The following is a 24500-nucleotide window of genomic DNA, read 5'->3' as shown; positions in this document are numbered from 1 at the left end:
GACTCGGATCCATGACACCCGCAGCCCACCGGAGGCCCGCACCCCGCACGGAGCCGGCCCCGGAACCGTCATCGGCCGGCCTGGGGAGCGCGATCGGCCCCCGGATGGTCCTGATCCTGGCCGTCACCTGCGGCGTCGCCGTCGGCACCGTCTACTTCCCACAGTCGATCAGCCCGCTGATCGCCAGCGGACTGCACGTGCCACCCGACGCGGCCGCCCTTTCGGTGACCGCCGTCCAGGCCGGCTACACGGCCGGGATCTTCCTGCTCGTCCCGCTCGGCGACCGGCTCCCGCCCCGGCCCTTCCTCGCCACCCTGCTCGCCCTCACCGCCCTGAGCCTGCTCGCCGCCGGCTGCGCACCCACCCTGCCGACCCTGATCGCCGCCAGCGCCCTCACCGGCGTCACCACCGTCGCCGCACCGATCATCGCCCCGCTCGCCGCCGGGCTCGTGCCCGCCGACCGCCGCGGAGCGGTGACCGGCACCCTGCTCAGCGGATCGATCGGCGGAATGCTGCTGGCCCGCACCTTCAGCGGAACGCTCGGCGAACGGCTGGGCTGGCGCGCCCCCTACCTGGTGGCCGCGGTCCTGACAATGCTCCTCGCGACCGTCCTGGCCCTCACCCTGCCGGCCACCGCCTCGCCCACGCGCCGCCCGTACCCGGCGCTCCTCGCCGAATCGCTCCGCCTGCTGCGCACCGAACCCGACCTGCGCCGCTCCTGCCTCTACCAGGCGTGCGTCTTCGCCGGATTCTCCGCCGTCTGGACCTGCCTGGCGCTCCTGCTCACCGGCCCGTCCTACAGCCTGGACGCCCAGACGGCGGGCATGCTCGCCCTGGCCGGGGGAGCGACCATGCTCTGCACCCCGCTCGCCGGCCGCCTGGTGGACCGCCGGGGCCCCGACCCGGTGAACCTCGTCTGCCTGCTCGGCGTCCTCGCCGCGGCCGCCGTCCTGACCGCCGGCGCCTGCGGGGGCGCAGCGGGCCTGACCGCCCTGACCGCCGGCACGCTGCTCCTGGACGTCGCCATGCAGTCCGGCATGGTCGCCAACCAGGCCCGCATCTTCGCGCTGCGCCCCGACGCCCGCAGCAGACTCAACACCGCCTACATGACCTGCGCCTACCTGGGCGGCAGCGCGGGCTCATGGCTCGGGACCCGCGCCTACAGGCACGCCGGCTGGCCGGGAGTGTGCGCGCTCGTCGCCGCGCTCACCGCACTCGCCCTGGCCCACCACCTCCGGTCACCGTCGAACCGAAGATTTCCCTCGTTCACGTTCGGCCGCCGCCGAAAGGAGCCGGCCGGGCGAGCGAGGGACAGGGCCTGATGCGTCACCAGACCCTCTACTTGACATAATGTCCATTATCGAGCATCGAGGAGAGGCTCCCGGAGAGGGGTCAGGAGCGGCTCGAGCATCGCCGCCGCGACGTCAACGCTGTTCGTGAACGACCCGCTCGATGGGTTCCGCCGACGGCGGCGGGAAAGGTCTGCTCGCCCGGCGGCGAGCCGCCGGGCCGTCGCCGGCGGAACCAGCCCGGCGAAGCCTCGGGATCGTACTGACGCCAGAACGGTTCGAAGACGGCCGGCCCGGCGGCAGCTTGTCCGGCGGCCTAGGCGGCGTGAGATTGGCCCGCGGCCTCCGCGCGCGCCCGGGCCGTCGAACACCCCGGGCCACCAGCGCCGCCTGCCCGGCTCAGCGTGACCGGCGTTTCCTCGCGCCCTTCCCCGTACCGACTCGGACCCACAAGAAGATGATCTACACCAGACAGAATCCAGCTTCTGTCTGGTTTATCCTGTTTGTCCCACTTTGTGGCTATCGAGGTCGATGGCCTTGGCGCTGGACGTCCTGCGGAACACCGCCGTCCCGCCCGCTGAAATGATCGGTTCATGAGCGAGATCATCTTGATGTCGGATGCGAGGGTCGCCGCCGTGCCGGTACGCGAGTGCGGTGAGAGCCTCGTGGACGTCCGCCGTGCCCCCTCGCTGCTGACCGCCGTGCGCCCGGAGGACGAGCCGGCGGCCTATTTCGTACGGGAGGGAGTCCTCGAGCGGCTGGTCAAGGCCCAGGCTTCGCTGCCCGGGGGCGTCCGGCTGCTGCTCGTCGAGGGATACCGGCCGTTGTCGCTGCAACGGCGCTATTTCGAGGGGTACGCCGATCAGCTGCGGACCGAGAATCCCGGCTGGCCCGATGAACGGGTCGTCACCGCCGCGAGCCGTTTCGTCTCGCCGCCGGAGATCGCGCCGCACAGCGCCGGGGCGGCCGTCGACCTCACGCTCGCCGACGCGGACGGCCGTGAGCTCGACCTGGGCACTCCGATCGACGCGAGCCCCGAGGAGAGCGTGGGCGCCTGCTATACCGCCGCGGGCAACATCGGTGATGAGGCGCGCGGCAACCGGGAGATCCTGGCGGAGGTCCTGACGGCCGCGGGGCTGGTGAACTATCCGACGGAATGGTGGCACTGGTCCTATGGCGACCGGTACTGGGCGCTGGCCGGCGGAACGGCCGCCGCCCTCTACGGGCCCTGCGCGTTGCCGGCGGCCACGTGACCGTATCCTGAACCGTCGCCGGGACGGTCGGAAGCCTCTGGAACCGGGCACGGCGGCGGGCCCCGCCGGACATCGCTCGGCGCGCGGATCCCGGGGATCTGGGCGGGCCCGGGTTCTGTCGGAGGGGGCCGGTAGGGTCCGGCGGGTGCGTCCTGCCGAGGTTCAACGGATCACCGTGGAAGAAGCCGCCGACCGGTACGCGGAGATGGTCCGGGCCAAGACGGTCACCGGCGCGCTCGCGCCCAGCACGGCGGAGATCTACACGCGTGACGTGCACACGTTCGCCGTCCTGGCCGGCGCGGAGCGTCTGCTGGACGATCTGACCGGTGAAGACGTCGACGAGGTGCTGCTGCGGTTCGCCCGTAAGCCGGACGGGCGGCGCAGGGCACCGGCGCCCGCGGGTGAGGCCGCTCCCCTGCAGAGCGGCCACTCCCAGGCCCGGTTCCGCCGGTCGGTGTCGGCGTTCTTCCGGCACGCCGCGGTGGCCGGATGGGTGCAGCTGAACCCGATGCGGGCGGTGACGGTCACCGCGCGGCAGCGGGGCGGTCTGCGCCCGGAGCGGCGTGCCCTGACCCGCGAGCAGGCGGAGGGGCTGCTGGGCACCGCGCGGGTGCTGGCATCGGCCGAGCCGGACGAGCGTAAACGCGCCGATCAGCGCACCGAGCTGCGCGACGCGCTGATCGTGCTGCTGCTGGCGACGGTGGGCCCCCGAGTGTCGGAGCTGACCCGCGCGGACGTGGACCATTTCTTCACCAATGACGGGGTGCGTTACTGGCGGATCTTCGGCAAGGGGGGTCGTACCCGTGACGTGCCTCTCCCCCGTGGTGTCGCGCAGGTGCTCGACGCGTATCTGGCGCAGCGGCGTGCCCGTGCGGTGGAGACCCCGGCGCTGCTGTTGTCGTGGCGGGGGCGGCGGCTGGCGCGTGGCGACGTCCAGGGGGTGATCGACCGGGTGCTGGCGCGGGTCGATCCGGATCGGCGGCGTTCGGTGACTCCGCACGGGCTGCGGCATACGACCGCGACGCATCTGCTGGCCGCGGCGACCGACATGGACGCGGTGCGGCGGGTGCTGGGTCATTCGGACCTGTCGACGCTGGGCCGGTACCGCGACGAGCTGCCCGGGGAGTTGGAGGCGGCCATGCGCGTGCATCCGCTGCTGGGGCCGGAGGAGTCCGGTCCCGGGGATCGCGTCCGCTAGGCGCGCGACGGCCTCGCCGCGGGAGGCGCTCCCCCGCTTCACCGAGGCCGTGTCACCGGCCGGCCTCGGTGAAGCGGGTCGCGTTGGCGGGTGAATTGGCCGTCCGTTGAAGTTGCGTCAGACTGCGAGTGTCATTGTGGCTCTGTATACGGGTCTCGTGTCGCGTTCGATTCAGTCGGGTTCCTTACGCGGGTCCTGGACGACCCGGCGTTCCGCGATGGAGTGGACACCATGTCGCTGGTCTTCTGGCTCCTGGCGAGCTGACCGCCGTAGGTCGTTGGGTGGTAGTGGTTGTGATGCTCGTTAAACGAGCATCACAACCCGGGGTCTTTACACAGTAAGTTTCGACCCGGCGAATCGAGATGCATAAGGTGGCCGCGCCAGTGGGCGCAGCCCCCTCCCGTACGGCGGGTCAGGCTGGCAGATGAAGACGCGGAGTCCTCGCCTGGCCAGTCGCCGGGTCACGAGGCCGATCCCGCTGGTGGCGCCGGTGATCAGCGCCACCAGCGGGCCGTCTGTGCTACTCATCGGCCTCTCCCCCGTCGGTGCTTCCGCATGCGCAGGGCGCCCGCAAGGCCGTCCAGGAGCTCGCCGAACAGGGAATCCAGCGCCGGCGCTGGCTGGGCGTTCCGGCGGTGGCCGAACGCGGCGACGGCGCCGTCGCCGCCCGCGCCTACGCGCTGATCGTGAGCACGCCGCGCGGTGGTCAGGCGGCCGTTCACCTCAGCAGTACCTGCGAGGACGGCCGGCTCGTGGTCCGCCACCGCGAGGTCAGCCGCGACGATCTTCCGCCGCGGTGAGCAGGGCCCGCTTCCGGTGGTGAGGGGATGCCGAGGCCGTCGGCTCAGGCGCTCTGTCGCCGGCCTTCGACCGGGCTCGCGCCGGCCCGGCGCGCCGGTGGCTATGCGGTGCGGTGAGTACGGCGCAGGGCCCCCAGGGCCGCCAGGGCGCCGGCGATGACCGTGATGGCGGTGATGGCCAGCACGGCGCGGGTGTAGGTGCCGGCGGGACGCCCGCCGAGGGCGGCCTGGAAACCGCGGACCGCCCAGTAGGCGGGCAGGGCGGGTGCCAGGTCGCCGATCCAGCGGGGCAGGCCGGTGAGGGGGACGAGGGCGCCGCTGAGCCCGGTCGTGATCATCGCGGTGATGTCGGCGATCGCGCCGAGCCGTCCGCGGCTGTTCAGCCAGGCGCCGAGGGCCAGGCCGAGGGCGGTGGCGCAGGACGCCCAGGCCAGCCACAGCAGGGGCAGCCGCCAGGTGCCGGCGGTCAGGTCGAGTCCGTACCACCAGCCGGCCTCGGCGAACAGCAGGGCTTGCAGGGCGAGGAAGACGGTGATGAGCGGCAGGGCCTTGCCGGTCAGGACGGAGACGGGGCGGGCGGGGGTGGCGCGGAGCCGGTCCCAGGTGTGCCAGTCGCGTTCGGCGAGGATCTGTTCGCCGGCGACGTCGAGGGCCAGGAGGGTGAACATGACGGCGGTGCCGGCGGCGGCGCTGGTGGCGCCGGAGACGCCGGGGCCGGCCATCCGCTGGTAGACGGGGTGCAGGACGGCCATGAGGGTGGAGGACATGACCGCGTAGGCGATGAGGGTGCCCGGGTCGCGTGCCAGCAGGACGCAGGTGTGGCGGGCGATGACGGCGATGTCACGCGGCATGGGGGGCCTCCGGTGCGGCGAGGTGGCGGTACAGGTCGTCGAGGGTGGGCGGGGTGATGTCGATGCCCCGCAGCCGTACGGCGTCGGGGCCCAGGTCGGTGAGGGCGCGGGCGGCGGCCTCGGCGGGCCGGGGTGAGGTGATGACGAGGGTGTCCTGGTCGGGGTGGTCGGGTGCGGGCCCGTCGAAGCGCAGGCGGGCGGTGCCGGGCAGGCCGTCGAGGAGGGACTGGCGGGGGCCGCGGGCGATGACGCGGCCGCGGGCGGCGACGGCGAGAGTGGCGTCCAGGTCGACGAGTTCGGGCAGGTAGTGGGTGGTGTAGCAGATGGCTGCGCCGTCGTCGGCGCGGGCGCGTACGGCGGTCAGGAGCGCCTGGCGGGTGGCGGGGTCGGCGCCGACGGTGGGTTCGTCGAGCAGCAGGACCTTGGGGCGGTGCAGGAGCGCGGTGGCGGTCTGGACGCGGCGCTGCTGGCCGCCGGAGAGCCGGCCGATGGGCTGGTCGAGCAGGTCGTGCAGTGCCATGGCGGTGGTGACCTGGTCGATCTCGGTGCGCAGGCGGCGGCGGTGGAGTCCGGCCAGGCCGCCGTAGAGGCGCAGGTTGTCGCGGACGGTGGCGGTCGGGTACAGGGCGGGTTCCTGCGGCGCCCAGCCGGTGAGGCGGCGGGCGGTGCGGTGGGCCGGGTCGGCGCCGGCGATGCGGACGTGGCCGGAGTCGGGCCGGTCCAGGCCGCAGGCGATGCGGGCGAAGGTGGTCTTGCCGGCGCCGTTGTGGCCGATGAGTCCGCAGATCTCCCCCGCCGCGACGGTGAGGTCGAAGCCGTCGAGGGCGGTGGCCGGGCCGAATCGTCTGCGCAGCCGTGTGGCGTGAAGCATGGGCACTCCCAACGAAGTATACGGCGTATATATACACTGTATACCGAGGAGGTGGGTGGTCGATGGCCCGAAGAGGACTGACGCGCGGCGAGATCATCGACGCGACGTGGGACCTGGCGGCGCAACGGGGGCTCGCGGCGGTGACGATGCGCGCGGTCGCCGAGCAACTGGGGGTGACGCCGATGGCGCTGTACCGGCATGTCGGCGACAAGCAGGGCCTGCTCGACGGCCTGGTGGAACGCCTGCTCGGGGAGATCCCCGAGCCGGACCCGGAGCTGCCGTGGCGGGAGCGGCTGCGCGAGCTGGCCGCCGGGATCCGGGCGGTGGCCCGGGCGCACCCGGATCTGTTCCCGCTGCTGTTCCACCGCCCGGCGGTGACCGCGGCGGCGCGCCGCCCCCGGGACGCGGCCTACGCCGCGTTGCGCGAGGCCGGTCTGGCCGGGGACGACGTCGTACGGGCGGAGCGGCTGCTGTCGACGTTCATCCTGGGATTCGCGGCCTCGGAGGCGGGCGGCCGGTTCGCTCACCTGAACGCCGAGGCGGAGTTCGGTTTCGCCGCCGACGCCATCGTGCGCATGCTCGAGAAGGACTGACGGGCGGCGCGGCAGCGGGCGGACCTTCCCCTGTCCGGCGGGGACTCCCCCGCTCCACGGCGATCGCGGTACGGCCTGACCGCGCCGGGCTGGGAAGGCGGGGCGGCCGACCGGGGCGATCGCGGACCGGCCTCTGGAGCACGCCCGGCGGAGCCCGCGAGGAGCGGGCCGCGGCCCGTCAGCCGAGAGCGTCAGGGCCCTTCGGCGGCAAGCGGGTCGCCGAACGCACGATGCAGGTGCCGCAGGCCGTCGCCGATCCGCTCGGCCGGGATGCGGCCGTAGCCGAGCACCAGGCCCGCCTGCGGCCGCCCGGCGCAGTAGCCGTCGAGGGTCTCGACCGCGACGCCGAACCGGCGGGCCCGGTCGCGTACCGCCCCGAGGTCGGCCTCGACGCCCGGGCGCAGCCGCGCGCACAGGTGCAGGCCCGCGGTGGAGGGCACGATCGTGAGCCGGTCGGCGAAGTCCTCCGCCAGCGCCGTGGCGAGGCGTTCGCGGCGCGCCGCGTAGATTCGGGCGGCCTTGCGGACGTGACGGGCCAGCTCCCCGGAGTCGATGAGGCGGGCGAGGGCGGCTTGGGCGGCGGGGTCGCCGTGGGAGTCGGCGAGCTGCCTGGCGGCGCGCAGCGCCGGCCGCAGCGCGGCGGAGGCGATCAGGAACCCGGCGCGCAGCATCGGTGACAGGGTCTTGGAGAAGGTGCCGACGTAGACGACCCGCCCGGTGCGGTCGAGGCTCTGCAGGGGCTGCAGCGGGCGGGCGGAGAACCGGAACTCGCTGTCGTAGTCGTCTTCGACGATCACGGCGCCGTGGCGGGCCGCCCAGGCGAGCAGTGCCGTGCGCCGGCCGGCCGACATCGGCGTGCCGAGCGGGAACTGGTGGGAGGGCGTGACGTACACCAGGCGGGCGTCGGCCGGGAGCGCGGTGACGTCGATGCCCTCCTCGTCGACGGGCACGCCGGTGACCCGGGCGCCGGCGGCGGTGAAAAGCCGCCGCGCGGGAGGGTAGCCGGGTTCTTCGACGGCGACGCGGTCGCCGGGCACCAGCAGGACGCGGCCGATGAGGTCGAGGGCCTGCTGGGCGCCCTGGGTGACCAGGACGTCGTCGGCGTCGGCACGTACCGAGCGGGACACCCCGATGTAGCGGGCGATGGCCGCGCGCAGGCCGGCGTGCCCGGCGGGGTCGCCGTAGCCGGCGGCGCGGACGGCCGAGGCACTCAGTTCGCCGGCGAGGAGACGGCGCCATGCGGCGAGGGGGAACAGGTCGCCGTCGGGCAGGCCGACCCCGAAGTCGTAGGCGGCCGGGGGTCCGGTGGCGTGCGGCGCGGGGGTGAGGGCGTCCCAGGGCGGGCGGGGCCGTACCGCGCCGCCGGAGGGAGCGGACCGGGGGCGCGTGCCGGGGGCCTGCCCGGCCGCGACGAAGGTGCCGGCGCCGACGCGGGCGGCCACGAAGCCCTCCGCGGTCAGGCGTTCGTAGGCGACGCACACGGTGTTGCGGGAGACCTGGAGGCGGCGGGCGAGGTCGCGGGTGGGCGGCAGGCGTTCCCCCGGGCGCAGCCGGCCGTCCAGGATCGTCTCCAGCAGCCCGCGGTAGATGCGGGAGGCCAGGTCGCCGGGGCCGTCCAGGCTGATGTGCGGGTCCACGGCCCGAACCTATATTGGCCCATTCGAAGCGGCGGATACCGGACCTTCTTCGCGCCGATGAGGCGCGGTGGTGCTCCCTGGGTGCCGCCGGGGGGCGGCCGACCGCCCCCCGGCGGACGGGGCCCGGAGGGACCGCGTCGTACGGCCGGCGTCGGTGGACCGCATCGGGGCGCGGAGTGGTCCGCGCCCCGATGCGATCAGTTGCTGGAACCGCCGCGATCGTCCGCCTCAGTCCCAGCCCTCGCCTCCGGTGTCGACATTGGTGTCCCGGACGTTGCCGCTGTTGGATACACGGCTGTTCCGGACACCGCCGACGTTCCTCTCGCCGCCGGTGACGTTGCCGACGCCACCAACACTGGTGGTGTCGTCATCGCCGTCCTGCCTCGGGATGAACAGGCGCCCGGACAGGGGGCCACTGAGGTTTCCACTGTGCCTGATATCGCTGCCGGAGACACCGCGCGCGGCTGCGGCGTTCTGGGCGAACGCGGGCGAAGTGATCATCAGTGCGCTCGCCACTGCCGCAGCGACCAGGCCGGAAGCGGCACAAGCCTTCCTCATCACGTTGAGTCCCCCTTTACGAAAATGGCATTGGCTCCTTAATGCGACGCCCTCTATTGAATGTTCCGAGAGTCATCACAATCGCCATTATTGCTGGGTCGTCTGGAAAAAACACAATAGGTAGGCAAGGCGCGGACAAATTGGTTATGTTATAGGAATTCCCTATCATGCTTCCGTGGTGTGCGGGACGCCGAGGGCTCAGCTCACCGCCGCCGGCCGGAGGGGGTGAGGTCGTCACGGCGGCCAGGGCCTCTCGGCGGGGGGCCGCCGGTTCGTCGAGCCGGCGGTCAGGCGGGCAGGCGGTCGCCGGTGACGGCGGAGAACACCCGTTCCTTGCCCTGCGCGATCCGCAGCCGGACCCGCTCGCCCTTGGCCGGTGGCGCGTTCGGGTCGACCCGGGCGATGACGGTGCTCTCGGCCAGTGCAGGGTCGGTCGTGTCGGCGTACCGGCCGTACAGGAAGGCGTCCGAGCCGAGCTCCTCGACGACGGAGACGGTGACGGGGAACGTCATGGAGTCCGCGCCGCCCTCGCCTTCGCCGACCACGTCGACGGCCTCGGGCCGGAAGCCCACGACGACCCGGTCGTCGCCCTCGTCGGTGAGCGCCTTGAGGGTCGCCTGGGACAGCCGGATCCGCAGCCCGGCCAGGACCGCGTCCTCCCCCTCGACGCGGTACTCCGCCAGGTTCATCGACGGGGAGCCGATGAACCCGGCGACGAAGACGTTCGCCGGATGCTGGTACAGGGTCAGCGGCGTGGCGACCTGCTGCAGGAGCCCGTCCTTGAGGACGGCGACCCGGTCGCCCATCGTCATCGCCTCGACCTGGTCGTGGGTCACGTACACGGTCGTGACGCCCAGCCGGCGCTGCAGGCCGGCGATCTGGGCGCGGGTCTGCACGCGCAGCTTGGCGTCCAGGTTCGACAGCGGCTCGTCCAGCAGGTACACCTTCGGCTCGCGCACGATCGCCCGGCCCATGGCCACGCGCTGCCGCTGCCCGCCGGACAGCGCCTTGGGCTTGCGGTCCAGGAACTCCTCCAGGTCCAGCAGGCGGGCCGCCTCAAGGACCCGGCGGTCGCGTTCGTCCTTGGGGACCTTCATGACGCGCAGCGCGAATCCCATGTTGTCGGCCACGGACATGTGCGGGTAGAGCGCGTAGTTCTGGAACACCATCGCGATGTCCCGGTCGCGCGGCGGCAGGTGGGTGACGTCGCGGTCCCCGATCGAGATCCGCCCCTGGTCGACCCGTTCCAGGCCGGCGAGCATCCGCAGGGAGGTGGACTTGCCGCAGCCGGAGGGCCCGACGAGGACGAGGAACTCCCCGTCGGAGATGTCGAGGTCGAGGGCGTCCACCGCGGGCCGGTCGGACCCGGGGTAGACGCGGGTCGCGTCTTGGTAAACGACCTGGGCCATTGTTTCCTCCTTGCGACTTGCGACTTGCGACTTGCGACGGGCTTACGGCGTTGGCCGCCGGTCAGTCCTGCGGCCGCACCACCGCCTTGACGAGCGTGGGGTCGCGGGCCCCGGCGGTGAGCGCCTGCTCGACGTCGGCCAGGCCGTAGTGGCCGCTGACCAGGGCGTCCAGCTGGACGCGTCCCGAGGCGGCCAGCGCGATGGCCGCCGGCCAGGTGCCGGCGTAGCGGAAGGTGCCGGTCACCTGGATCTCGCGGGTCTGCACGTGGGACAGCGGCAGCGGGATCTGCTCCCCGCCCATGCCGACCAGGACGACCCGCCCGGCGCGCCCGACGGCGCGGACGGCCTCGGCGATGGCGGGGGGATGACCGGAGCATTCGAGGAGCACGTCGGGTTCGAACGCGGCCTCTGGGAGGGGGGTGTGGCGGACGTCGAGGGCGGTGGTCGCGCCGAGGTCGCGGGCGAGCGCGAGCCGGGCCGGATTGATGTCGGTGACCATGACGTCGGTGGCGCCGAAGGCCCGTGCGGCCTGCAGGCACAGCAGCCCGACCGGGCCCGCGCCGGTGACCAGGACGCGTGCGCCCGGTGCGACCCGCGCCTTGCGGCAGGCCCACACTCCCACCGACAGCGGCTCGATCAGGGCGGCCGCGTCGTCGGACAGGCCGTCGGGGACGGGATGGGCGAACTCCTCGTGCAGGGTGACGTACTCGCAGAAGGCGCCGTCGATGGGGGGCGTGCCGAAGAACCGCATCTTCGGGCAGAGGTTGTAGCGGCCGGCGCGGCACTGCGGGCAGGTGAAGTCGGGCACGCCCGGTTCGAGCGAGACGCGCTGCCCGGGGCGGTGCCGGCGGGCGTCGGGCCCGGCGGCGGTCACGGTCCCGGCGGGTTCGTGGCCGAGAATCAGCGGGGATTCCACGACGAAGTCGCCGATCCTGCCGTGTTCGTAGTAGTGCACGTCGGAGCCGCACGTGCCGACCGAGGCGACCCGGACGAGGACATCACGGGGGCCGGGTTCGGGCCGGGGCCGCTCCTCGATCGTGATCTTGCCGATGTCGTGGAGGACGGCGGCGCGCATGGTGTGCTCGGCCATGGCCCCACTCCCCTATTCTCCGGTGACGGCGCCGAGGGTCAGCCCGGTGACCAGCCAGCGGCGCACGGCCAGCCCGGCGAGCATCATCGGCACGACGACGATCGTTCCGATGGCGGTCAGCTGACCCCAGTCGATGCCGGTCTGGGTGACCAGCTGGGAGGCCGCGATCGGCAGCGTCTGGGAGTTCGGCCCGGAGAAGACGACCGCGAAGGCGTAGTCGTTCCAGGCGAAGACCAGGCACAGCACGAACGTGGTGACCAGCCCCGACTTGGTCAGCGGCAGGACGACCGTGCGGAAGGCCTGCCAGCGGGTGCAGCCGGACACCAGCGCGGACTCCTCCAGGGACGGGGGCACGTCGGCGAAGAACGCGCTCATCAGCCAGATCGCGAACGGCAGGTTGAACGTCAGGTAGGCCAGCACCAGACCGGGGATCGAGTCGATCAGCCCGAGCCCGCGGAAGATCAGGAACAGCGGGACGACGACCGCCGCGATCGGCGCCATCCGAGTCGAGATGATCCAGAAGGCCAGGTGCCGTTTGCCGTGCATCTGGGTGCGGGCCAGGCCGTACCCGGCGAGCGCGCCCAGGCCGACCGCGAGGACCGCCGAGATCCCGGCGGCGAGCACGCTGTGCCAGATGTAGGGCGTGAGGTTGTTCGAGCCGGTGAACAGGTTGCGGTAGTTCTGCAGGGTCGGGGAGAACACGACCTGCGGGGTGCCCGCGGTGACGTCCTTGCGGTTCTTGAACGACGACATCAGCATCCACACCAGCGGCACCAGCGTCCACAGCAACGCCACCACGATGACGAGCGCGACACCCCACCGGGAACGCCGGCTCGCGGCCTCCAGCGGGGACTGCGGCATCCCGGGCGGGGCGGCCGGAACCTCACGCCGCTCCTTCAGCGCGACCTGCCTGGCGCCGCCCGGCCGGGGCGGCGGCGGGGTCGTGGGAGTGCTCATCGCGTCAGCCCCCTGGTGTCCAGTAGCCGCACGAACATCCGGGCGATGAAGATCGAGAAGGCCAGCATCGCCAGGCCGATGGCGGCGGCGTAGCCCAGATCGAAGAACCGGAACGCGGTCTCGTACAACCGGATCGGGACGATCTTGGTGGCGTCCGCCGGTCCCCCGTTGGTGGTGACCCAGATGATGTCGAAGTAGCGGATCGCGTCCATCGAGCGGATCAGCAGGGCCACCAGCAGCACGTTGGAGATCGACGGGAGGATGATGAACCGCAGCGTCATCCAGAACGAGGCGCCGTCGACGGCGGCGGCCTCCCGGACCGTCTGCGGCACGCTCGCCAGCCCGGCGAGGGTGATCAGGGCGATCAGCGGCGTCCACTCCCACACGTCCATCAGCACGACGGCCGCGAAGGCGCTGGTGGGATTGCCGAGGATGTCGCCGCTGAACCCGAGGGAGCGCAGCACGTACGCGTACAGCCCGAACGTGGAGTCGGTCAGGTAGCGGCCCAGCAGCCCGACGATCGAGGGCGCGGCGAACATCGGCAGCAGCACCAGGCTGAGCAGCAGGTTACGGCCGCGCAGCACCCGGTGCAGGCACAGGGCGAGCGCCAGCCCGAACAGCATCTCCAGCCCGACGGTGAGCACGAAGAACACGACGGTCCGCAGCCACGACATCCACATGTCTGCGTCGGTGAAGAACCGCGCCCAGTTCCGGACGCCGACCGGTTCGAGACGTATCCCACCGAGCAGCCGGACCCGGGAGAAGCTCATCGAGATCAGGGCCAGGAACGGGACGATCGACAGGGCGGCCAGCAGGATGAGGCCGGGCGCCATCATCGAGCCCTCGAAGCCGATCCGCCGGTGCCGGGCGGCGGCCTCGGGGCGGGTGGGCCGGTGCAGGACCGGCGAGGAGTCCGCGACGTGCGCCATCTACGCCTCCCACCCTCGCGCGACGATCCGGTCGATGCGTTTCTTCGTCGCGCGCATGGCCTCCTCCGGTGACGCATCGCCGGTGAGCATCCGCGACAGCTGCGTGTAGATCGCGGTGTCGCACTCGTTCCACATCGGGATCTTCGGGCGCAGTCCGATCCGGTCGGGCTTCCAGGCCTGCATCACCGCCGACGCCGTCAGCATGTTCGGCATCGACGACGGCCGCCTCTCCGCGGCGCGTACCTCCGGCAGCTGGTAGACGGAGGTACGGGTGGGGGTGCCGCCGCCGGCCTTGCTCTTCAGGTCGGCGAGCTGGGTCGCCGGCGCGGTGGCCCACACGATGAACAGCCAGGCCGCGCCGCGCTCGTTCGGGCGGGTGTTGGCGTTGATGGCCACGCCCGTGCCGCCGTACATGTTGGCGGTGCCGGCCGGGCCCTTCGGCAGCGGCGCGTAGTCGACCTTGCCGGGGATGACCTGCTCGTTGGTGGCCGCGTACTCGTGCCAGTTCGGGCACATCGCCAGACGGCCGGCCCGCATCGCGGCGCCCAGCCCGTCCCAGTCCCACGTACGCGAGGCCGGGTCGGCGATGGCGAGCAGGCGGTCGTAGAACCGCGCGGCGGCGATCGCGTTGGCCGAGTCGAGCCGGCACGGGCCGGGATCCACCGTGCCGAGGCGGCCGACCTGCTTTCCGTTGTCGAAGTAGTCCCCTCCGTAGGACCACAGCACGTTGCTGAAGTCATTCATCAGGGAGTCGTGCTGGCGCGCCTGATGCCCGGTGCCGTACGCGACGTCCGATCTGGCGTTCTTGTTGAACCACTCGGCGATCTTGAAGTACTCCTCCCACGTGCGGTCGCCGCCCGGCGTGGGGTCGAAGCCGAGGTCGTGCGCCATGCGGGCGTGGTACTTGTCGAACAGGTCACGCCGGTAGTGCCAGATCATCGTCGGCGCGTCGTAGGGCAGCGTGAAGATCGCGTGAGGGTCGACGAACCGGCCGGCGGCGTCCAGCTGGGTGGGGATGAAGTCCCCGACTCCCCCGGGCACCTTCGGCAGGCTCGGGTCGGCCTGCAGCGTGCGCAGGTCCACCAGGCCTTTCCGATACGGCGCCAGGATCTGGTACGGGTCGGCGTAGATCACCTGGTACTCCGCGCCGCCCGAGGCCAGGTCCAGGGCGACCCGCTGGGTCACCGCGTTCAGCTCCAGCGTCACGATCTTGACGTTGATGCCGGTCAGGTCGGTGAAGGGGCGGACGTTCGCGGCGATCGCCGCGGTCGGGGCGGTGTTCTCGGAGATGAAGTTCAACGTGGCGCCCTGGAACTGCCGCCACTGGTCACCGCTCCTGACACGGCGGACGTCGCCCTGCGCGCCGCAGGACCCCAGGCCACCGGCCACGGTCAGCGCGGCTCCGGCGGCGAGGGCTTCGCGAAGGACCTCACGGCGGCTCGGCCGGGATGAATAGTGATCCACTGCTCCTCCCGACGGTGCAGAAAAAAGCAGATGGAATATCACCATTAAACGTTGCAATAAACGGGACAGCGGTATGTTCTAGCGAAATCTACGCAGTTTTGGTTTTTGTATTGCCCGGTTGTTCCCGCAGGTCAGGGTGGGTTAGCGTGGAAGCCTGTCGCTTGTAGGAGCCCCTCATGCGCGCGGCCGTCATTTCCACACCGGGGTCGCTGTCCGTGCAGACCGTGGCGGATCCGGCGCCGGGGCCCGGCGAGGTCCTGATCGCCCCGCGGGCCGTCGGAGTCTGCGGCACCGATCTGCACATCCTGGACGGAGAGTTCCCGCCCACCCCGTACCCGATCATCCCGGGCCACGAGTTCGCCGGTGAGGTCGTGGCCCTCGGCTCCGGCGTGACCGGCGTCGCGCCCGGCGACCGGGTGGCCGTCGACCCGTCCCTGTTCTGCGGGCACTGCGTCTACTGCAAGCGGCAGCGCGGCAACCTGTGCCTGAACTGGAACGCGATCGGTGACACCGTCGACGGCGCGTTCGCCGAGTACGTCGCGGTCCCGGCCGCCAACGTCTACGCGCTCCCGGAGGGTATGCCGTACGGGGCGGGCGCGCTCGTCGAACCGCTGGCCTGCGTGGTCCACGGCCTGCGCCGGCTCGCGATCCCCCCGGGCGGCGAGGTGCTCATCATCGGCGCCGGCACCATCGGCCTGCTGCTCGCCCAGGCCGCCGGCCGCAGCGGCGCCGCCCGGGTCAGCATGGTCGACACCGACCCGGCCCGGCTGGCCAGGGCCGCCGAACTCGGCGCGGACGTCGTGGCCACCAGCGTCGCGGAGCTGCTGGCCGGCCGGGACGTCGGCTTCGAGCATGTCATCGACGCGACCGGCGTGCCCGCCGCGACCCAGGCGGCCCTGCCGGCGCTGTGCCGGGGCGGCACCCTGCTGATCTTCGGGGTGAGCCCGGCCGAGGCGCGGCTGCCGATCTCACCGTTCCAGGTCTACAACGACGAGATCAGCGTGATCGGCTCGATGGCGGTGCTGAACACCTTCGAACCGGCGCTGCGGCTCATGGGCTCCGGCGCCATCACCGCCGAAGACCTGATCACGCACCAGGTACCCCTGGAACGCGCCGCCGAGGCCTTCACCGCCGTCCGCGAACGCGCCGGACTCAAGGCGCAGGTCACCGCCGCCTGAGCGAGCACGACGGTCCCTGCCGCCGCTACCCGCGCGGGTCCTCCGTGGCCAGTTGCTCCGGCGGCCGTGCGACCTCACCATTACCCGAGGAACCGTCGACCGCGGCTTCGAGCACCGTCCGGTGGAGTTCCACGAGAGAGGCGCGAATCTCACCCATCGCCCGCCGGATCCGCCTGGCGGCCTGGTCCCGCCGCCGCGATTGCAGCGCCAGCTCCAGGTCCAGGTCGACGGCCAGCAGCCGGGAGATGACCATCGCGCAAGAGTCCGCGACCGCGGACTCCGTGACCACGGTCTCGAACCGGAGGGCCGGCCGGTGCCCGTCGGATACGCCGAGCCGGGACGGGTCGTATCGTTCTGTCATCGCCGTTCTTCTTCCTGGGTCCATCACTCCGTGGATGTCGCCAGGGTCTGGAGCGGCACTACCACCCGCATACAGCGTGTCTTCGGTTGTGTCTTCAGGTCGGGCATCCGAGCGCCCGGTGATCCCCCTACTTCTCCTTGTTCCGAACCCGTTCCCGGGACGGCAGCGAGAGCCTTCCGGCGATGACGGCCTCCGCCACGTCCAGCAGCTTCCGGTTGTTCGTCCGCGCGTGCTCCCGCAGGACGTCGAACGCCTCATCGACCGAGACGCCCTGGCGCTCGGCGACGAACCCCTTCGCCTGTTCGATGAGGATCCTGCTGTTGAGGGCGCCCTGGAGTTGCTCGGCCACCATCTCGCGATGGTGAAGGGCCCGCTGGTGCAGAATGCCGATCGTCGCCGCGTTCGCCAGTGACTGGCCGAGCTCGATCGTCGCGCCGTCCGGCGGATCCTGGCCTGCGCTGAACAGGTTCATCGCGCCGATCACGTCCGTGCGCAGCCGCATCGGCAGCGCGTGCACGCTCGTGAACCCCGCCGCGGCGGCGGCAGCGGCGAAACGCGGCCACCGGACGGTGGCCTCCGCACCGGCCAGGTCGAGGCAGTGCACCGCCCGTCCACCGTGGTAGGTCTCCAGGCATGGGCCCTGGGAACCCTGCAACTGAAGCAGTTCCAGCAGCCGCGCCTGCTCGGTCGAGGCGGCCAGCAGATTGAGCTTGCCACGGTGATCGACCAGGAGCAGGCCGCAGGCCGCGACACCGAGCAGTTCCACACATCGAGCCGCCAGCCGGTCCAGGAAATCGATGATGTCGAAGTCGTCCACCAGGGTGTCGGTCAGTTCCACGAAGACGTCACGCACCCGCCGGTCCGATATGGTCATTCGATCTCACCTCCTTTCTCCCCCGCAGGTCCGTCTCGGGGACCGGTGGTCCGGCCGTCGTCGGGCGGGCCACCATCAGAGCGGCCGTTCGGCCTGAACCGCAGCCGCCGGGCCAGCACCGCCGCGACCACGTCACCCAACCGCTGATCCTGCGCATAGGCGTACGCGCGCAGCCGCGCGAGCGCGTCCACGATGCTCGCGCCGATCTGCGCCGCGACCATCCCGGCCGCCTGATGCACCTCCGCCCGGCGCTCGGCGAAGTCGCCGGCGAACAGATCGTCCAGGCCGGTGTCGCCATCACCATGTTCCAGCGCCAGCATCAGGATCGCGTCGGCGAAGGTCAAAACCTCGGCCAGTTCCTCGCGGGTCAGCAGCCCGCCTCGCGTGCGGTACAGGTCCATGACGCCCAGGCGGGCCGCGCCTGCGGCGAGCGGAATGGCGAAGACGGCGACGATGCCGCGCTCCGCGATGGCCGGCGCGAACATCGGCCACCGTCGTTCGGCCCACGCCGAGGCCACGTCCGGGACCAGCACGGGCCGGTCTCCCGCGTTGGCGTCCATGCACGGCCCTTCACCCAGAGTGAACTGCAGTTCTTCGAGTTCCTGGCTGAGCGGATCGGTGGCGTACACCGGCTCGTGGAGTCTTCCATCGCGCGTCATCGACAGCCCCGCGCCGGCAGCCGTGATCGACCGCGAGCAGGCGACACAGGCGTGCCGAACCGACACGCGCGCGCCTTCTTCCTGGGCGACGGCGTTGATCGACGCCCACACCCGGGCATTGCGGTCGTCATTCACGGGGCACACCTGGGACGGGCGGCTCGGCCGACCGGGTCACCCGCATCTCCCTGACCTGTCGCTTATGTACACGACGCTAGGTCGCATCGGCAGGCCGTGGCCGGGACCAACGTCACACCGTCACGGGCCCTTCGGCCCGGAGCAGCCGCGCGGCTCGCGCGGGACCGACACCGGAGAACTATGGGGCTACTACCGGCGGCCGGTAAAGCACTATCCGGAGCCCACGAAGGTGGTGAGAATCACCTTCATCTAGAGCCGAGATGCCGGGGCGATGTACGTCACCGTCCGAGGTCTCGACTGATTTCCCTCGGGAAGCGGAAACGAAGGCCAGCCGGGAATCCCTGCCGCCCAAAGATCTGGCATCTCCTCGACCCCGGCCCGTACGAAAAATCCCCCCGGTACGTCCACCCCTGGAAGATCCAAACGAATGCCCAAGTATTGGGCGCTGCTACGATAACAACGCCCCTTACAGGGGCTGGAATCTACTACTTGAGTCCCGTCGATACCCGGGGCAATTCAACAGGATGGAACAGCGTGGACCTCGGTACCCGGAAAGAAGTCAGTCCGAAGCCGGTGTCCGGCAGCGTCCAGTCCAAGAAGCTGCTCCTGCGCGCGCTCGCGGGAGAGCGGACCGAGCGGCCGCCGATATGGCTGATGCGGCAGGCGGGACGGTACCTGCCCGAGTATCACCGGGTCCGTGAGGCTGCCGGGGGCATGGTGGGGCTCTGTAATTCGCCCGAGCACGCCGTCGAGGTCACCCTGCAGCCGATCCGCCGCTTCCCGCTCGACGCCGCCATCGTCTTCGCGGACCTTCCGCAGGTCGCCGCCGCACTGGGCCAGACCCTGGACTACCGGCCCGGCGACGGGCCGGTTCTGACGCCCCCTGTCCGCTCGGTAGCGGACATAGCCGGCTTCCTGAGCGTCTCCCGCCTCCACCAGGAACTGGCCCCGGTCTATGAGACGGTCAGGCAGCTGACCCGCGCTCTGCCCCCCGAAGTGGCCCTGATCGGCTATGCCGGCGCACCGTGGACCATCGCCACCTACATGGTCGAAGGACGCGGCGGCGGCACGTCGGAGCACTCCGTCGTCAAGCAGTGGGCGCTGAGCGACCCCGATGGCTTCCAGCCCCTGATCGACCTGCTCACGACCGCTATCATCCAGTTCCTCGGCCGCCAGATCGAGGCGGGCGCCGAAGCAGTCCAGTTGTTCGACACCTGGGCCGGGATACTCCCGGACGCCTTCTTCGAGCGCTGGTGCGTCAAGCCGGTCGCGACCATCATCGCGGCGCTGAAGGCCAAGCACCCGGACGTTCCCGTCATCGCCTTCCCCCGGGGCGCCGGGCTCGCCTACGACGGCTTCGCCGAGGCGACCGGCGCGGACTGTGTCGGCCTGGACGCCACGGTTCCCCTCGAATGGGCCGCGCAGAACCTACAGCGCGGCCTGGGGCGCTGCGTGCAGGGCAACCTCGATCCCCAGCTCCTGGTCGCCGGCGGTCCTGCGCTCTACGCCGAGACAGAGCGCATCCTGCGCGCCCTGAGCGGGGGGCCGTTCGTGTTCAACCTGGGACACGGCATCGTCAAGACCACGCCCCCGGAGCATGTCACTGCCCTGGCCGAGCAGGTGCGCGCATGGACCACGCCCGCGCCACCAAACCGGCTGGAATAGTCACACGGAAACACCGGCCGCTCAGCGAGCGCACGGTTTTCCTGTGGATAACCGTCGGCCGCCTCCCCCAACAAAAAACGCATCCCGGGATGTTCGACACCCGATCCTGTGGATAACTCTGTGGACAACCGCCGCTACCGCGTGTCCGTCACCAGCCGCACTCCCAGGCCGACGAGCACCACACCGGACACCTGCTCCATCCGCCGCCGCACCCGTGGGCTGCGCAGCACCCGGCCCGCGCGTCCCGCCAGCCAGATCACCCCGAGATACCACGCCACATCGACCAGCGCCCACACCACCGCCAGGAGCGCCAGCATGGGCAGCACCGGCGCCCCGTGCGGCACGAACTGCGGCAGGAACGACACCGCGAACACCCCCGCCTTCGGGTTGGCGGCGTTGGTCAACAGCCCCAGCCGGAACAACCGACGATGCGACACGGCCGCCCCCGGAGCCTCCTCCTCAGCCTCCGCGCGACCCCGGCGCGCCTGCCACAGCGCCCGGACCCCCATCACGATCAGGAACACCGCGCCGGCGATCCGCATCACGTCATAGGCGATCCGCGAGGCCAGCAGCAGCGCCGACAGGCCGAACACCGCCGCCATCCCCCACAGCAGCACCCCGGCCTCATTGCCCAGCATCACCGCCACGCCCGCGCGACGCCCCGACCGCACTGACTCCCGCACGATCACCGCCGTGCTGGGCCCGGGCACCATCGCCACCACGAACGCCGCCCCGACGAACAAGATCAGACTCTGCAGCATGACGTCATCCTCGCCCCCACGGCCGGGACGGGCAATCTCTTTTCCCTGCTTACCCGCCCAAACAGGTCAGCCGCGCGGGCCCCGGCCACCCAGCGGACCGGCCGGGTTCGCGGTGTCCTGCCCACCGCCGCTCGGCGTCGGCCGCGGCGTCCGCGGCGTGGACCGGCCCGGCGACGGCGAAGGCCGCGGCGTCGCCGTCGACCGCGAAGGCGACGGCTCCGGACTGGCCGGCGTCGACGAGGGCGTCTCGGTCGGCTGCGGCGGGGTCGGCTGCGACGGCTCACACGAGAACAGCAAGAACACCAGCAGCGCCAGCAACGCCAGCAGCGCCGCCAGCGACAGCACCGCCGTCGCCAGGCCCTTCGAATCCGCCAGCGCCGCCGCCCCACCGGAGACCGGCGGCCCCTCCACACCCACCGCCGGGCCCGCCGGACCCGACATCCAATACGCCTGGAACTGCGGACCGCGCCGCGCCCGGCCCGTCCACCCCCGCCGCAGCAGCACCGGTTCCAAGAACCGCTCCGCGCCCTGACGGCCCTCCTCGTACGTCGTGGCGACCCACGGCGCCCCGCCCTCGGTCAGCGCCGCCACCACCGGAGCCGGCTCACCCGGCCCGGGCTCCGGCAGAACCCGCGGCACCGGATCCGGCGGCGGCGTCTCCCGCGCGATCGCCGCGCGGAACCGGTCACGCGCCGCCGCGTCCCCGGCCGCGGCCGTCGTCAGCAACGCCACCGTCACCAGGCGGCCCGACGGATCGGACCCCAGGTAGACGATGCCGGCCGCCGACTCGTGCAACCGGGACTCCAGCCGGAACGGCCCCAGCTCACCCGGGTCGCCGGCCTGCAGCGGCTTGGGCATCCACACCCCTCCCCCCGGCTACAGCCTGTCGCGCGCGACACCCTAACAGGAAGGGGATCAGACGCCTTTTCCCCTGAATCGCATAGGGTCGTGCACGTCGGAGCACGACCCTGACCCGAGGGACCAGATGACGATCGCCGTAGGAGACATCGAAGAGGCGGCAGCCCTGCTGCAGCAGAGCGTGGCGGAGGTCAAGAAAGTCATCGTCGGCCAAGAGCACATGGTCGAACGCATGGTCATCGCGCTGCTCGCCCGCGGCCACTGCCTCCTCGAAGGAGTGCCCGGCGTCGCCAAGACCCTCGCCGTCGGCACCCTGGCCACCGTCACCGGCGGAGCCTTCGCACGCCTGCAGTTCACCCCCGACCTCGTCCCCTCCGACATCGTCGGAACCCGCATCTATCACCCCTCCACCGAGCAGTTCGACGTCGAACTCGGGCCCGTCTTCGTCAACTTCGTCCTCGCCGACGAGATCAACCGCGCCCCCGCCAAGGTCCAGTCCGCCCTCCTGGAGGTCATGGCCGAACGCCAGGTCTCCCTCGGCGGCAAGACCCACCCCCTGCCCAACCCGTTCATCGTCATCGCCACCCAGAACCCCATCGAGTCCGAAGGCGTCTACCCCCTCCCCGAAGCCCAGCGCGACCGGTTCCTCATGAAGGTCAACGTCGCCTACCCCGGCGCCAGCGAGGAGATGCAGATCCTGCAGCGCATGAGCGTCGACCCGCCCGACGCCGCCCCGATCCTCGAACCCGACGGCCTCATCGCCCTGCAGCACGCCGCCGACGAGGTCGCCGTCCACGAGCTCGTCGCCGACTACATCGTCCGGCTCGTCATGGCCACCCGCGAACCCGAGCAGTACCGCCTGCCCGACCTCAAAGGCGTCATCGAGATCGGCGCCAGCCCCCGCGCCACCCTCGGCCTCGTCGCCTCCGCCCGCGCCCTGGCCCTCCTGCGCGGTCGCGACTACGTCCTGCCCGACGACGTCCGCGCCGTCGCCGTCGACGTCATGTCCCACCGCATCCTGCTGTCCTTCGACGCCGTCGCCGACGGAGTCGACCCCGCCGCCATCGTCGAACGGATCCTGGCCACCGTCCCGCCCCCGCGGGTCGTCTGGAACCACCAGCACGTGTCATGACCCGCTCGCAGAAACTCACCCGGCTCGTCCCCGAGCGATCGCTCAAACGACTGGAGCTGAAGGTCACCCGCCGCCTCGACGGGCTTCTGCACGGCGAGCACCTCGGCCTGCTGCCCGGCCCCGGCAGCGACCTGGCCGAAGCCCGCCTGTACCAGCCCGGCGAGGACGACGTCCGCCACATGGACTGGTCCGTCACCGCCCGCACCACCACCCCGCACGTCCGCGACCTGATCGCCGACCACGAGCTGGAGACCTGGGCGCTGGTCGACCTGTCCCCCAGCATGGACTTCGGCACCGCCCGCATGGAGAAACGCGACCTCGCCGTCGCCGCCCTGGCCGCCATCGGATTCCTCACCGCCCGCCTCGGCGACCGTCTCGGCGCCCACATCGTGCACGGCGGGCAGATCCGCCGCTGGCCCGCCCGCACCGGCCGCGTCGCCACCTACACCCTCCTGCAGGCACTGCTGGACGCCCCCCGCGGCACCGCCGGCCCCGGCGGGCCCCGGCTCGGCGACGCCATCTCCGGCCTGGCCCGAAGCCAGGTCAAACGGGGCCTGCGCGTCGTCATCTCCGACTTCCTCGACCGGCAGGAGACCTCCGGCGGGGAACTGTCCTGGGAACGCCCCATGCGCCAGCTCGCCGTCCGCAACCAGGTCATCGCCGTCGAGATCGTCGACCCTCGCGAACTCGACCTGCCGGACGTCGGACCGGTCATGATGACCGACCCGGAGACCGGCGACACCCGCGAGATCATCCTGTCGGCGAAGGTCCGCGCGGCCTACGCCGCCGCCGCGACCGCCCAGCGAGCCCGCATCCGCGATGCGCTCCGCGGCTGCGGCGCCGGCCACCTGACGCTGCGCACCGACCGTGACTGGATCAACGACGTCGCCCGCTTCGCGCTGCAGCAGCGCCGCGTCGCCGGGCGCCCGCAGCCGCGAGGAGGCCGCTCATGACCTTCCTTTCCCCCGGCCGCCTGTGGCTGCTGGCCCTCGTCCCGCTGCTGATCGGCGCGTACCTGCTCATGCAGGCCCGCCGGCGGCAGGCCGCCGTCCGCTTCACCAACCTGACGCTGCTGTCCCAGGTCGCGCCCCGCCGCCCCGGATGGCGCCGCCACGTGGCCGCCACCCTGTTCCTGCTGTCGATCATCTTGATGACCGTCGGGTTCGCCCGGCCCGCCAAACCCGTCAAAGTACCGCGTGAACGCGCCACCATCATCGTGGCCATCGACGTGTCCCTGTCGATGAAGTCCACCGACGTGTCCCCCACCCGCCTCGACGCCGCCAAGAGCGCGGCCAAGAAGTTCGTGCAGGACCTGCCGATCCGCTTCAACGTCGGCCTCGTCAGCTTCTCCGGCAGCGCCTCCGCCATCGTCGCCCCCACCTTCGACCGCGACGCGGTCGGCCACGCCATCGACGGGCTGCAACTGGGCAAGGGCACCGCGATCGGGGAGGCGGTGTTCACCTCCCTGCAGTCGATCCGCTCCTTCGACGCCCGCGCCAACCAGGACCCGCCGCCCTCGCACATCGTCCTGCTGTCCGACGGCGACAACCAGAGCGGCCGGTCCGTCACCGAGGCCTCCGCCGCGGCCCGCGCCGCCAAGGTGCCCGTCTCCACGATCGCGTTCGGCACCCCGTACGGCACCGTCGACATCGACGGCGAGACCGTGCCGGTGCAGGTCAACAAGACCACCCTGAAGAACCTCGCGAACGACACCTCCGGCAAGGCCTACGAGGCACAGGCCGGCGGCGAACTTTCAGACGTCTACAAGCACATCGGCAGTTCCCTCGGGTACCGCATCGAACGCCAGGAGGCGGCCTCCCAGTACATCTTCATCGCGCTGCTGCTCGCCCTGGCCGCCGGCGGCCTGTCCCTGCTCTGGTTCCAGCGACTGCCCTGACCCGCAAGGCCCAGGTCAGACGCCACCGTCTGCGGCGCGCCCAATTTCGGTTGACGGTGGGAACCGCCTCTGTGACCCTGA

At 71.6% G+C, this 24500-nt stretch carries 24 protein-coding genes; 10 read left to right on the top strand and 14 right to left on the bottom strand.

Going from position 1 to position 24500, the window contains the following annotated elements; genetic code table 11:
- The first annotated feature begins 11 nt into the window (after window positions 1-11).
- The 4 genes from AB0I04_RS34455 (at window position 12) to AB0I04_RS34440 (ending at window position 4540) form a co-directional block, all read left to right on the top strand.
- On the top strand, window positions 12-1322 hold the full coding sequence (locus AB0I04_RS34455) for an MFS transporter (RefSeq protein ID WP_360894178.1): 1311 nt from the start codon (window positions 12-14) through the stop codon (window positions 1320-1322).
- A gap of 560 nt (window positions 1323-1882) precedes the next feature.
- Complete coding sequence (locus AB0I04_RS34450; protein WP_360894175.1) at window positions 1883-2542, top strand: M15 family metallopeptidase; 660 nt, start codon at window positions 1883-1885, stop codon at window positions 2540-2542.
- Window positions 2543-2687: 145 nt separating this feature from the next.
- A complete protein-coding gene (locus tag AB0I04_RS34445; RefSeq protein WP_360894172.1) occupies window positions 2688-3740 on the top strand; it encodes a tyrosine-type recombinase/integrase in 1053 nt (350 codons plus the stop codon).
- A gap of 545 nt (window positions 3741-4285) precedes the next feature.
- A complete protein-coding gene (locus AB0I04_RS34440) occupies window positions 4286-4540 on the top strand; it encodes a hypothetical protein (protein WP_360894169.1) in 255 nt (84 codons plus the stop codon).
- A gap of 101 nt (window positions 4541-4641) precedes the next feature.
- On the opposite strand, the gene AB0I04_RS34435 is transcribed toward AB0I04_RS34440, so the two are convergent.
- Window positions 4642-5391: an ABC transporter permease gene (locus AB0I04_RS34435; RefSeq protein WP_360894166.1), complete on the bottom strand. Its 750-nt coding sequence runs from the start codon at window positions 5389-5391 to the stop codon at window positions 4642-4644.
- Window positions 5381-6262, bottom strand: coding sequence for an ABC transporter ATP-binding protein (locus tag AB0I04_RS34430; protein ID WP_360894163.1), 882 nt, complete (start codon window positions 6260-6262; stop codon window positions 5381-5383). Before AB0I04_RS34430 ends, AB0I04_RS34435 begins: the two co-directional genes overlap by 11 nt.
- Window positions 6263-6324: 62 nt before the next feature.
- Here AB0I04_RS34430 and AB0I04_RS34425 point away from each other — a divergent pair, with 62 nt between their 5' ends.
- Window positions 6325-6855: a TetR/AcrR family transcriptional regulator gene (locus AB0I04_RS34425; RefSeq protein ID WP_360894160.1), complete on the top strand. Its 531-nt coding sequence runs from the start codon at window positions 6325-6327 to the stop codon at window positions 6853-6855.
- A gap of 191 nt (window positions 6856-7046) precedes the next feature.
- On the opposite strand, the gene AB0I04_RS34420 is transcribed toward AB0I04_RS34425, so the two are convergent.
- From AB0I04_RS34420 to AB0I04_RS34390, 7 genes are all read right to left on the bottom strand, one after another.
- Window positions 7047-8492, bottom strand: a complete 1446-nt coding sequence (locus tag AB0I04_RS34420) for a PLP-dependent aminotransferase family protein (RefSeq protein ID WP_360894157.1) — start codon at window positions 8490-8492, stop codon at window positions 7047-7049.
- 228 nt (window positions 8493-8720) lie between these two features.
- Window positions 8721-9008 (bottom strand): hypothetical protein, encoded by a 288-nt coding sequence (locus tag AB0I04_RS34415; protein WP_360894154.1) that lies wholly within the window; start codon window positions 9006-9008, stop codon window positions 8721-8723.
- Between the two features lie 329 nt (window positions 9009-9337).
- Entirely contained in the window at window positions 9338-10459 is a 1122-nt protein-coding gene (ugpC, locus tag AB0I04_RS34410; protein WP_360894151.1) for a sn-glycerol-3-phosphate ABC transporter ATP-binding protein UgpC, read from the bottom strand.
- Window positions 10460-10520: 61 nt separating this feature from the next.
- Window positions 10521-11549 (bottom strand): NAD(P)-dependent alcohol dehydrogenase, encoded by a 1029-nt coding sequence (locus AB0I04_RS34405; RefSeq protein ID WP_360894148.1) that lies wholly within the window; start codon window positions 11547-11549, stop codon window positions 10521-10523.
- A 12-nt stretch (window positions 11550-11561) separates the two neighbouring features.
- Window positions 11562-12506 (bottom strand): carbohydrate ABC transporter permease, encoded by a 945-nt coding sequence (locus AB0I04_RS34400; RefSeq protein WP_360894145.1) that lies wholly within the window; start codon window positions 12504-12506, stop codon window positions 11562-11564.
- Complete coding sequence (locus AB0I04_RS34395) at window positions 12503-13435, bottom strand: sugar ABC transporter permease (protein WP_360894142.1); 933 nt, start codon at window positions 13433-13435, stop codon at window positions 12503-12505. The genes AB0I04_RS34400 and AB0I04_RS34395 overlap by 4 nt, the downstream gene beginning before the upstream one ends.
- Window positions 13436-14899, bottom strand: a complete 1464-nt coding sequence (locus AB0I04_RS34390) for an extracellular solute-binding protein (RefSeq protein ID WP_360894139.1) — start codon at window positions 14897-14899, stop codon at window positions 13436-13438.
- Window positions 14900-15075: 176 nt separating this feature from the next.
- Between AB0I04_RS34390 and AB0I04_RS34385 the strand changes: the two genes are divergently transcribed.
- Window positions 15076-16077, top strand: coding sequence for a zinc-dependent alcohol dehydrogenase family protein (locus AB0I04_RS34385; protein WP_360894137.1), 1002 nt, complete (start codon window positions 15076-15078; stop codon window positions 16075-16077).
- A gap of 25 nt (window positions 16078-16102) precedes the next feature.
- Here the strand turns inward: AB0I04_RS34385 and AB0I04_RS34380 are convergent, their stop codons facing one another.
- The 3 genes from AB0I04_RS34380 to AB0I04_RS34370 form a co-directional block, all read right to left on the bottom strand.
- The gene (locus tag AB0I04_RS34380) at window positions 16103-16438 is read right to left on the bottom strand and encodes a hypothetical protein (protein WP_360894134.1); all 336 of its coding nucleotides are present in this window, start codon (window positions 16436-16438) and stop codon (window positions 16103-16105) included.
- A 127-nt stretch (window positions 16439-16565) separates the two neighbouring features.
- A complete protein-coding gene (locus AB0I04_RS34375; RefSeq protein WP_360894131.1) occupies window positions 16566-17312 on the bottom strand; it encodes a GAF and ANTAR domain-containing protein in 747 nt (248 codons plus the stop codon).
- Window positions 17309-18106 carry a GAF and ANTAR domain-containing protein gene (locus AB0I04_RS34370; RefSeq protein WP_360894128.1) on the bottom strand — a complete coding sequence of 266 codons (798 nt, stop codon included), beginning with the start codon at window positions 18104-18106 and terminating at the stop codon, window positions 17309-17311. Before AB0I04_RS34370 ends, AB0I04_RS34375 begins: the two co-directional genes overlap by 4 nt.
- Before the next feature lie 534 nt (window positions 18107-18640).
- Here AB0I04_RS34370 and hemE point away from each other — a divergent pair.
- Window positions 18641-19771, top strand: coding sequence for a uroporphyrinogen decarboxylase (hemE, locus tag AB0I04_RS34365; protein ID WP_360894125.1), 1131 nt, complete (start codon window positions 18641-18643; stop codon window positions 19769-19771).
- Window positions 19772-19905: 134 nt separating this feature from the next.
- On the opposite strand, the gene AB0I04_RS34360 is transcribed toward hemE, so the two are convergent.
- Complete coding sequence (locus tag AB0I04_RS34360) at window positions 19906-20532, bottom strand: LysE family translocator (RefSeq protein WP_360894123.1); 627 nt, start codon at window positions 20530-20532, stop codon at window positions 19906-19908.
- Between the two features lie 66 nt (window positions 20533-20598).
- Complete coding sequence (locus AB0I04_RS34355; RefSeq protein ID WP_360894120.1) at window positions 20599-21390, bottom strand: hypothetical protein; 792 nt, start codon at window positions 21388-21390, stop codon at window positions 20599-20601.
- A gap of 127 nt (window positions 21391-21517) precedes the next feature.
- On the opposite strand from AB0I04_RS34355, the gene AB0I04_RS34350 reads away from it, so the two are divergent.
- Genes AB0I04_RS34350 through AB0I04_RS34340 form a run of 3 tightly spaced genes read left to right on the top strand, consistent with a single transcriptional unit; the run spans window position 21518 to window position 24419 of the window.
- Window positions 21518-22522 (top strand): MoxR family ATPase, encoded by a 1005-nt coding sequence (locus AB0I04_RS34350; RefSeq protein WP_360894118.1) that lies wholly within the window; start codon window positions 21518-21520, stop codon window positions 22520-22522.
- On the top strand, window positions 22519-23475 hold the full coding sequence (locus tag AB0I04_RS34345) for a DUF58 domain-containing protein (RefSeq protein ID WP_360894115.1): 957 nt from the start codon (window positions 22519-22521) through the stop codon (window positions 23473-23475). Before AB0I04_RS34350 ends, AB0I04_RS34345 begins: the two co-directional genes overlap by 4 nt.
- On the top strand, window positions 23472-24419 hold the full coding sequence (locus AB0I04_RS34340; RefSeq protein ID WP_360894112.1) for a VWA domain-containing protein: 948 nt from the start codon (window positions 23472-23474) through the stop codon (window positions 24417-24419). The genes AB0I04_RS34345 and AB0I04_RS34340 overlap by 4 nt, the downstream gene beginning before the upstream one ends.
- The last annotated feature ends 81 nt before the right edge of the window (window positions 24420-24500 follow it).

It is taken from the genome of Actinoallomurus sp. NPDC050550 (genome assembly GCF_040655075.1).
Lineage (GTDB): Bacteria > Actinomycetota > Actinomycetes > Streptosporangiales > Streptosporangiaceae > Actinoallomurus.
The sequence above is the reverse complement of the archived record's forward strand: the minus strand, read 5'-3'. Positions and strand labels throughout refer to the sequence as shown.

Excerpts from the sequence above, each read along its gene's own strand:
- AB0I04_RS34400 (WP_360894145.1), bottom strand. The coding sequence starts at position 12,506 with ATGAGCACTCCCACGACCCCGCCGCCGCCCCGGCCGGGCGGCGCCAGG.
- AB0I04_RS34360 (WP_360894123.1), bottom strand. The coding sequence starts at position 20,532 with ATGCTGCAGAGTCTGATCTTGTTCGTCGGGGCGGCGTTCGTGGTGGCG.
- ugpC (WP_360894151.1), bottom strand. The coding sequence starts at position 10,459 with ATGGCCCAGGTCGTTTACCAAGACGCGACCCGCGTCTACCCCGGGTCC.
- AB0I04_RS34340 (WP_360894112.1), top strand. The coding sequence starts at position 23,472 with ATGACCTTCCTTTCCCCCGGCCGCCTGTGGCTGCTGGCCCTCGTCCCG.
- AB0I04_RS34405 (WP_360894148.1), bottom strand. The coding sequence starts at position 11,549 with ATGGCCGAGCACACCATGCGCGCCGCCGTCCTCCACGACATCGGCAAG.
- AB0I04_RS34425 (WP_360894160.1), top strand. The coding sequence starts at position 6,325 with ATGGCCCGAAGAGGACTGACGCGCGGCGAGATCATCGACGCGACGTGG.
- AB0I04_RS34375 (WP_360894131.1), bottom strand. The coding sequence starts at position 17,312 with ATGACCATATCGGACCGGCGGGTGCGTGACGTCTTCGTGGAACTGACC.
- AB0I04_RS34355 (WP_360894120.1), bottom strand. The coding sequence starts at position 21,390 with ATGCCCAAGCCGCTGCAGGCCGGCGACCCGGGTGAGCTGGGGCCGTTC.
- AB0I04_RS34430 (WP_360894163.1), bottom strand. The coding sequence starts at position 6,262 with ATGCTTCACGCCACACGGCTGCGCAGACGATTCGGCCCGGCCACCGCC.
- AB0I04_RS34455 (WP_360894178.1), top strand. The coding sequence starts at position 12 with ATGACACCCGCAGCCCACCGGAGGCCCGCACCCCGCACGGAGCCGGCC.
- AB0I04_RS34450 (WP_360894175.1), top strand. The coding sequence starts at position 1,883 with ATGAGCGAGATCATCTTGATGTCGGATGCGAGGGTCGCCGCCGTGCCG.
- AB0I04_RS34435 (WP_360894166.1), bottom strand. The coding sequence starts at position 5,391 with ATGCCGCGTGACATCGCCGTCATCGCCCGCCACACCTGCGTCCTGCTG.
- AB0I04_RS34380 (WP_360894134.1), bottom strand. The coding sequence starts at position 16,438 with ATGACAGAACGATACGACCCGTCCCGGCTCGGCGTATCCGACGGGCAC.
- AB0I04_RS34350 (WP_360894118.1), top strand. The coding sequence starts at position 21,518 with ATGACGATCGCCGTAGGAGACATCGAAGAGGCGGCAGCCCTGCTGCAG.
- AB0I04_RS34345 (WP_360894115.1), top strand. The coding sequence starts at position 22,519 with ATGACCCGCTCGCAGAAACTCACCCGGCTCGTCCCCGAGCGATCGCTC.
- AB0I04_RS34395 (WP_360894142.1), bottom strand. The coding sequence starts at position 13,435 with ATGGCGCACGTCGCGGACTCCTCGCCGGTCCTGCACCGGCCCACCCGC.
- AB0I04_RS34385 (WP_360894137.1), top strand. The coding sequence starts at position 15,076 with ATGCGCGCGGCCGTCATTTCCACACCGGGGTCGCTGTCCGTGCAGACC.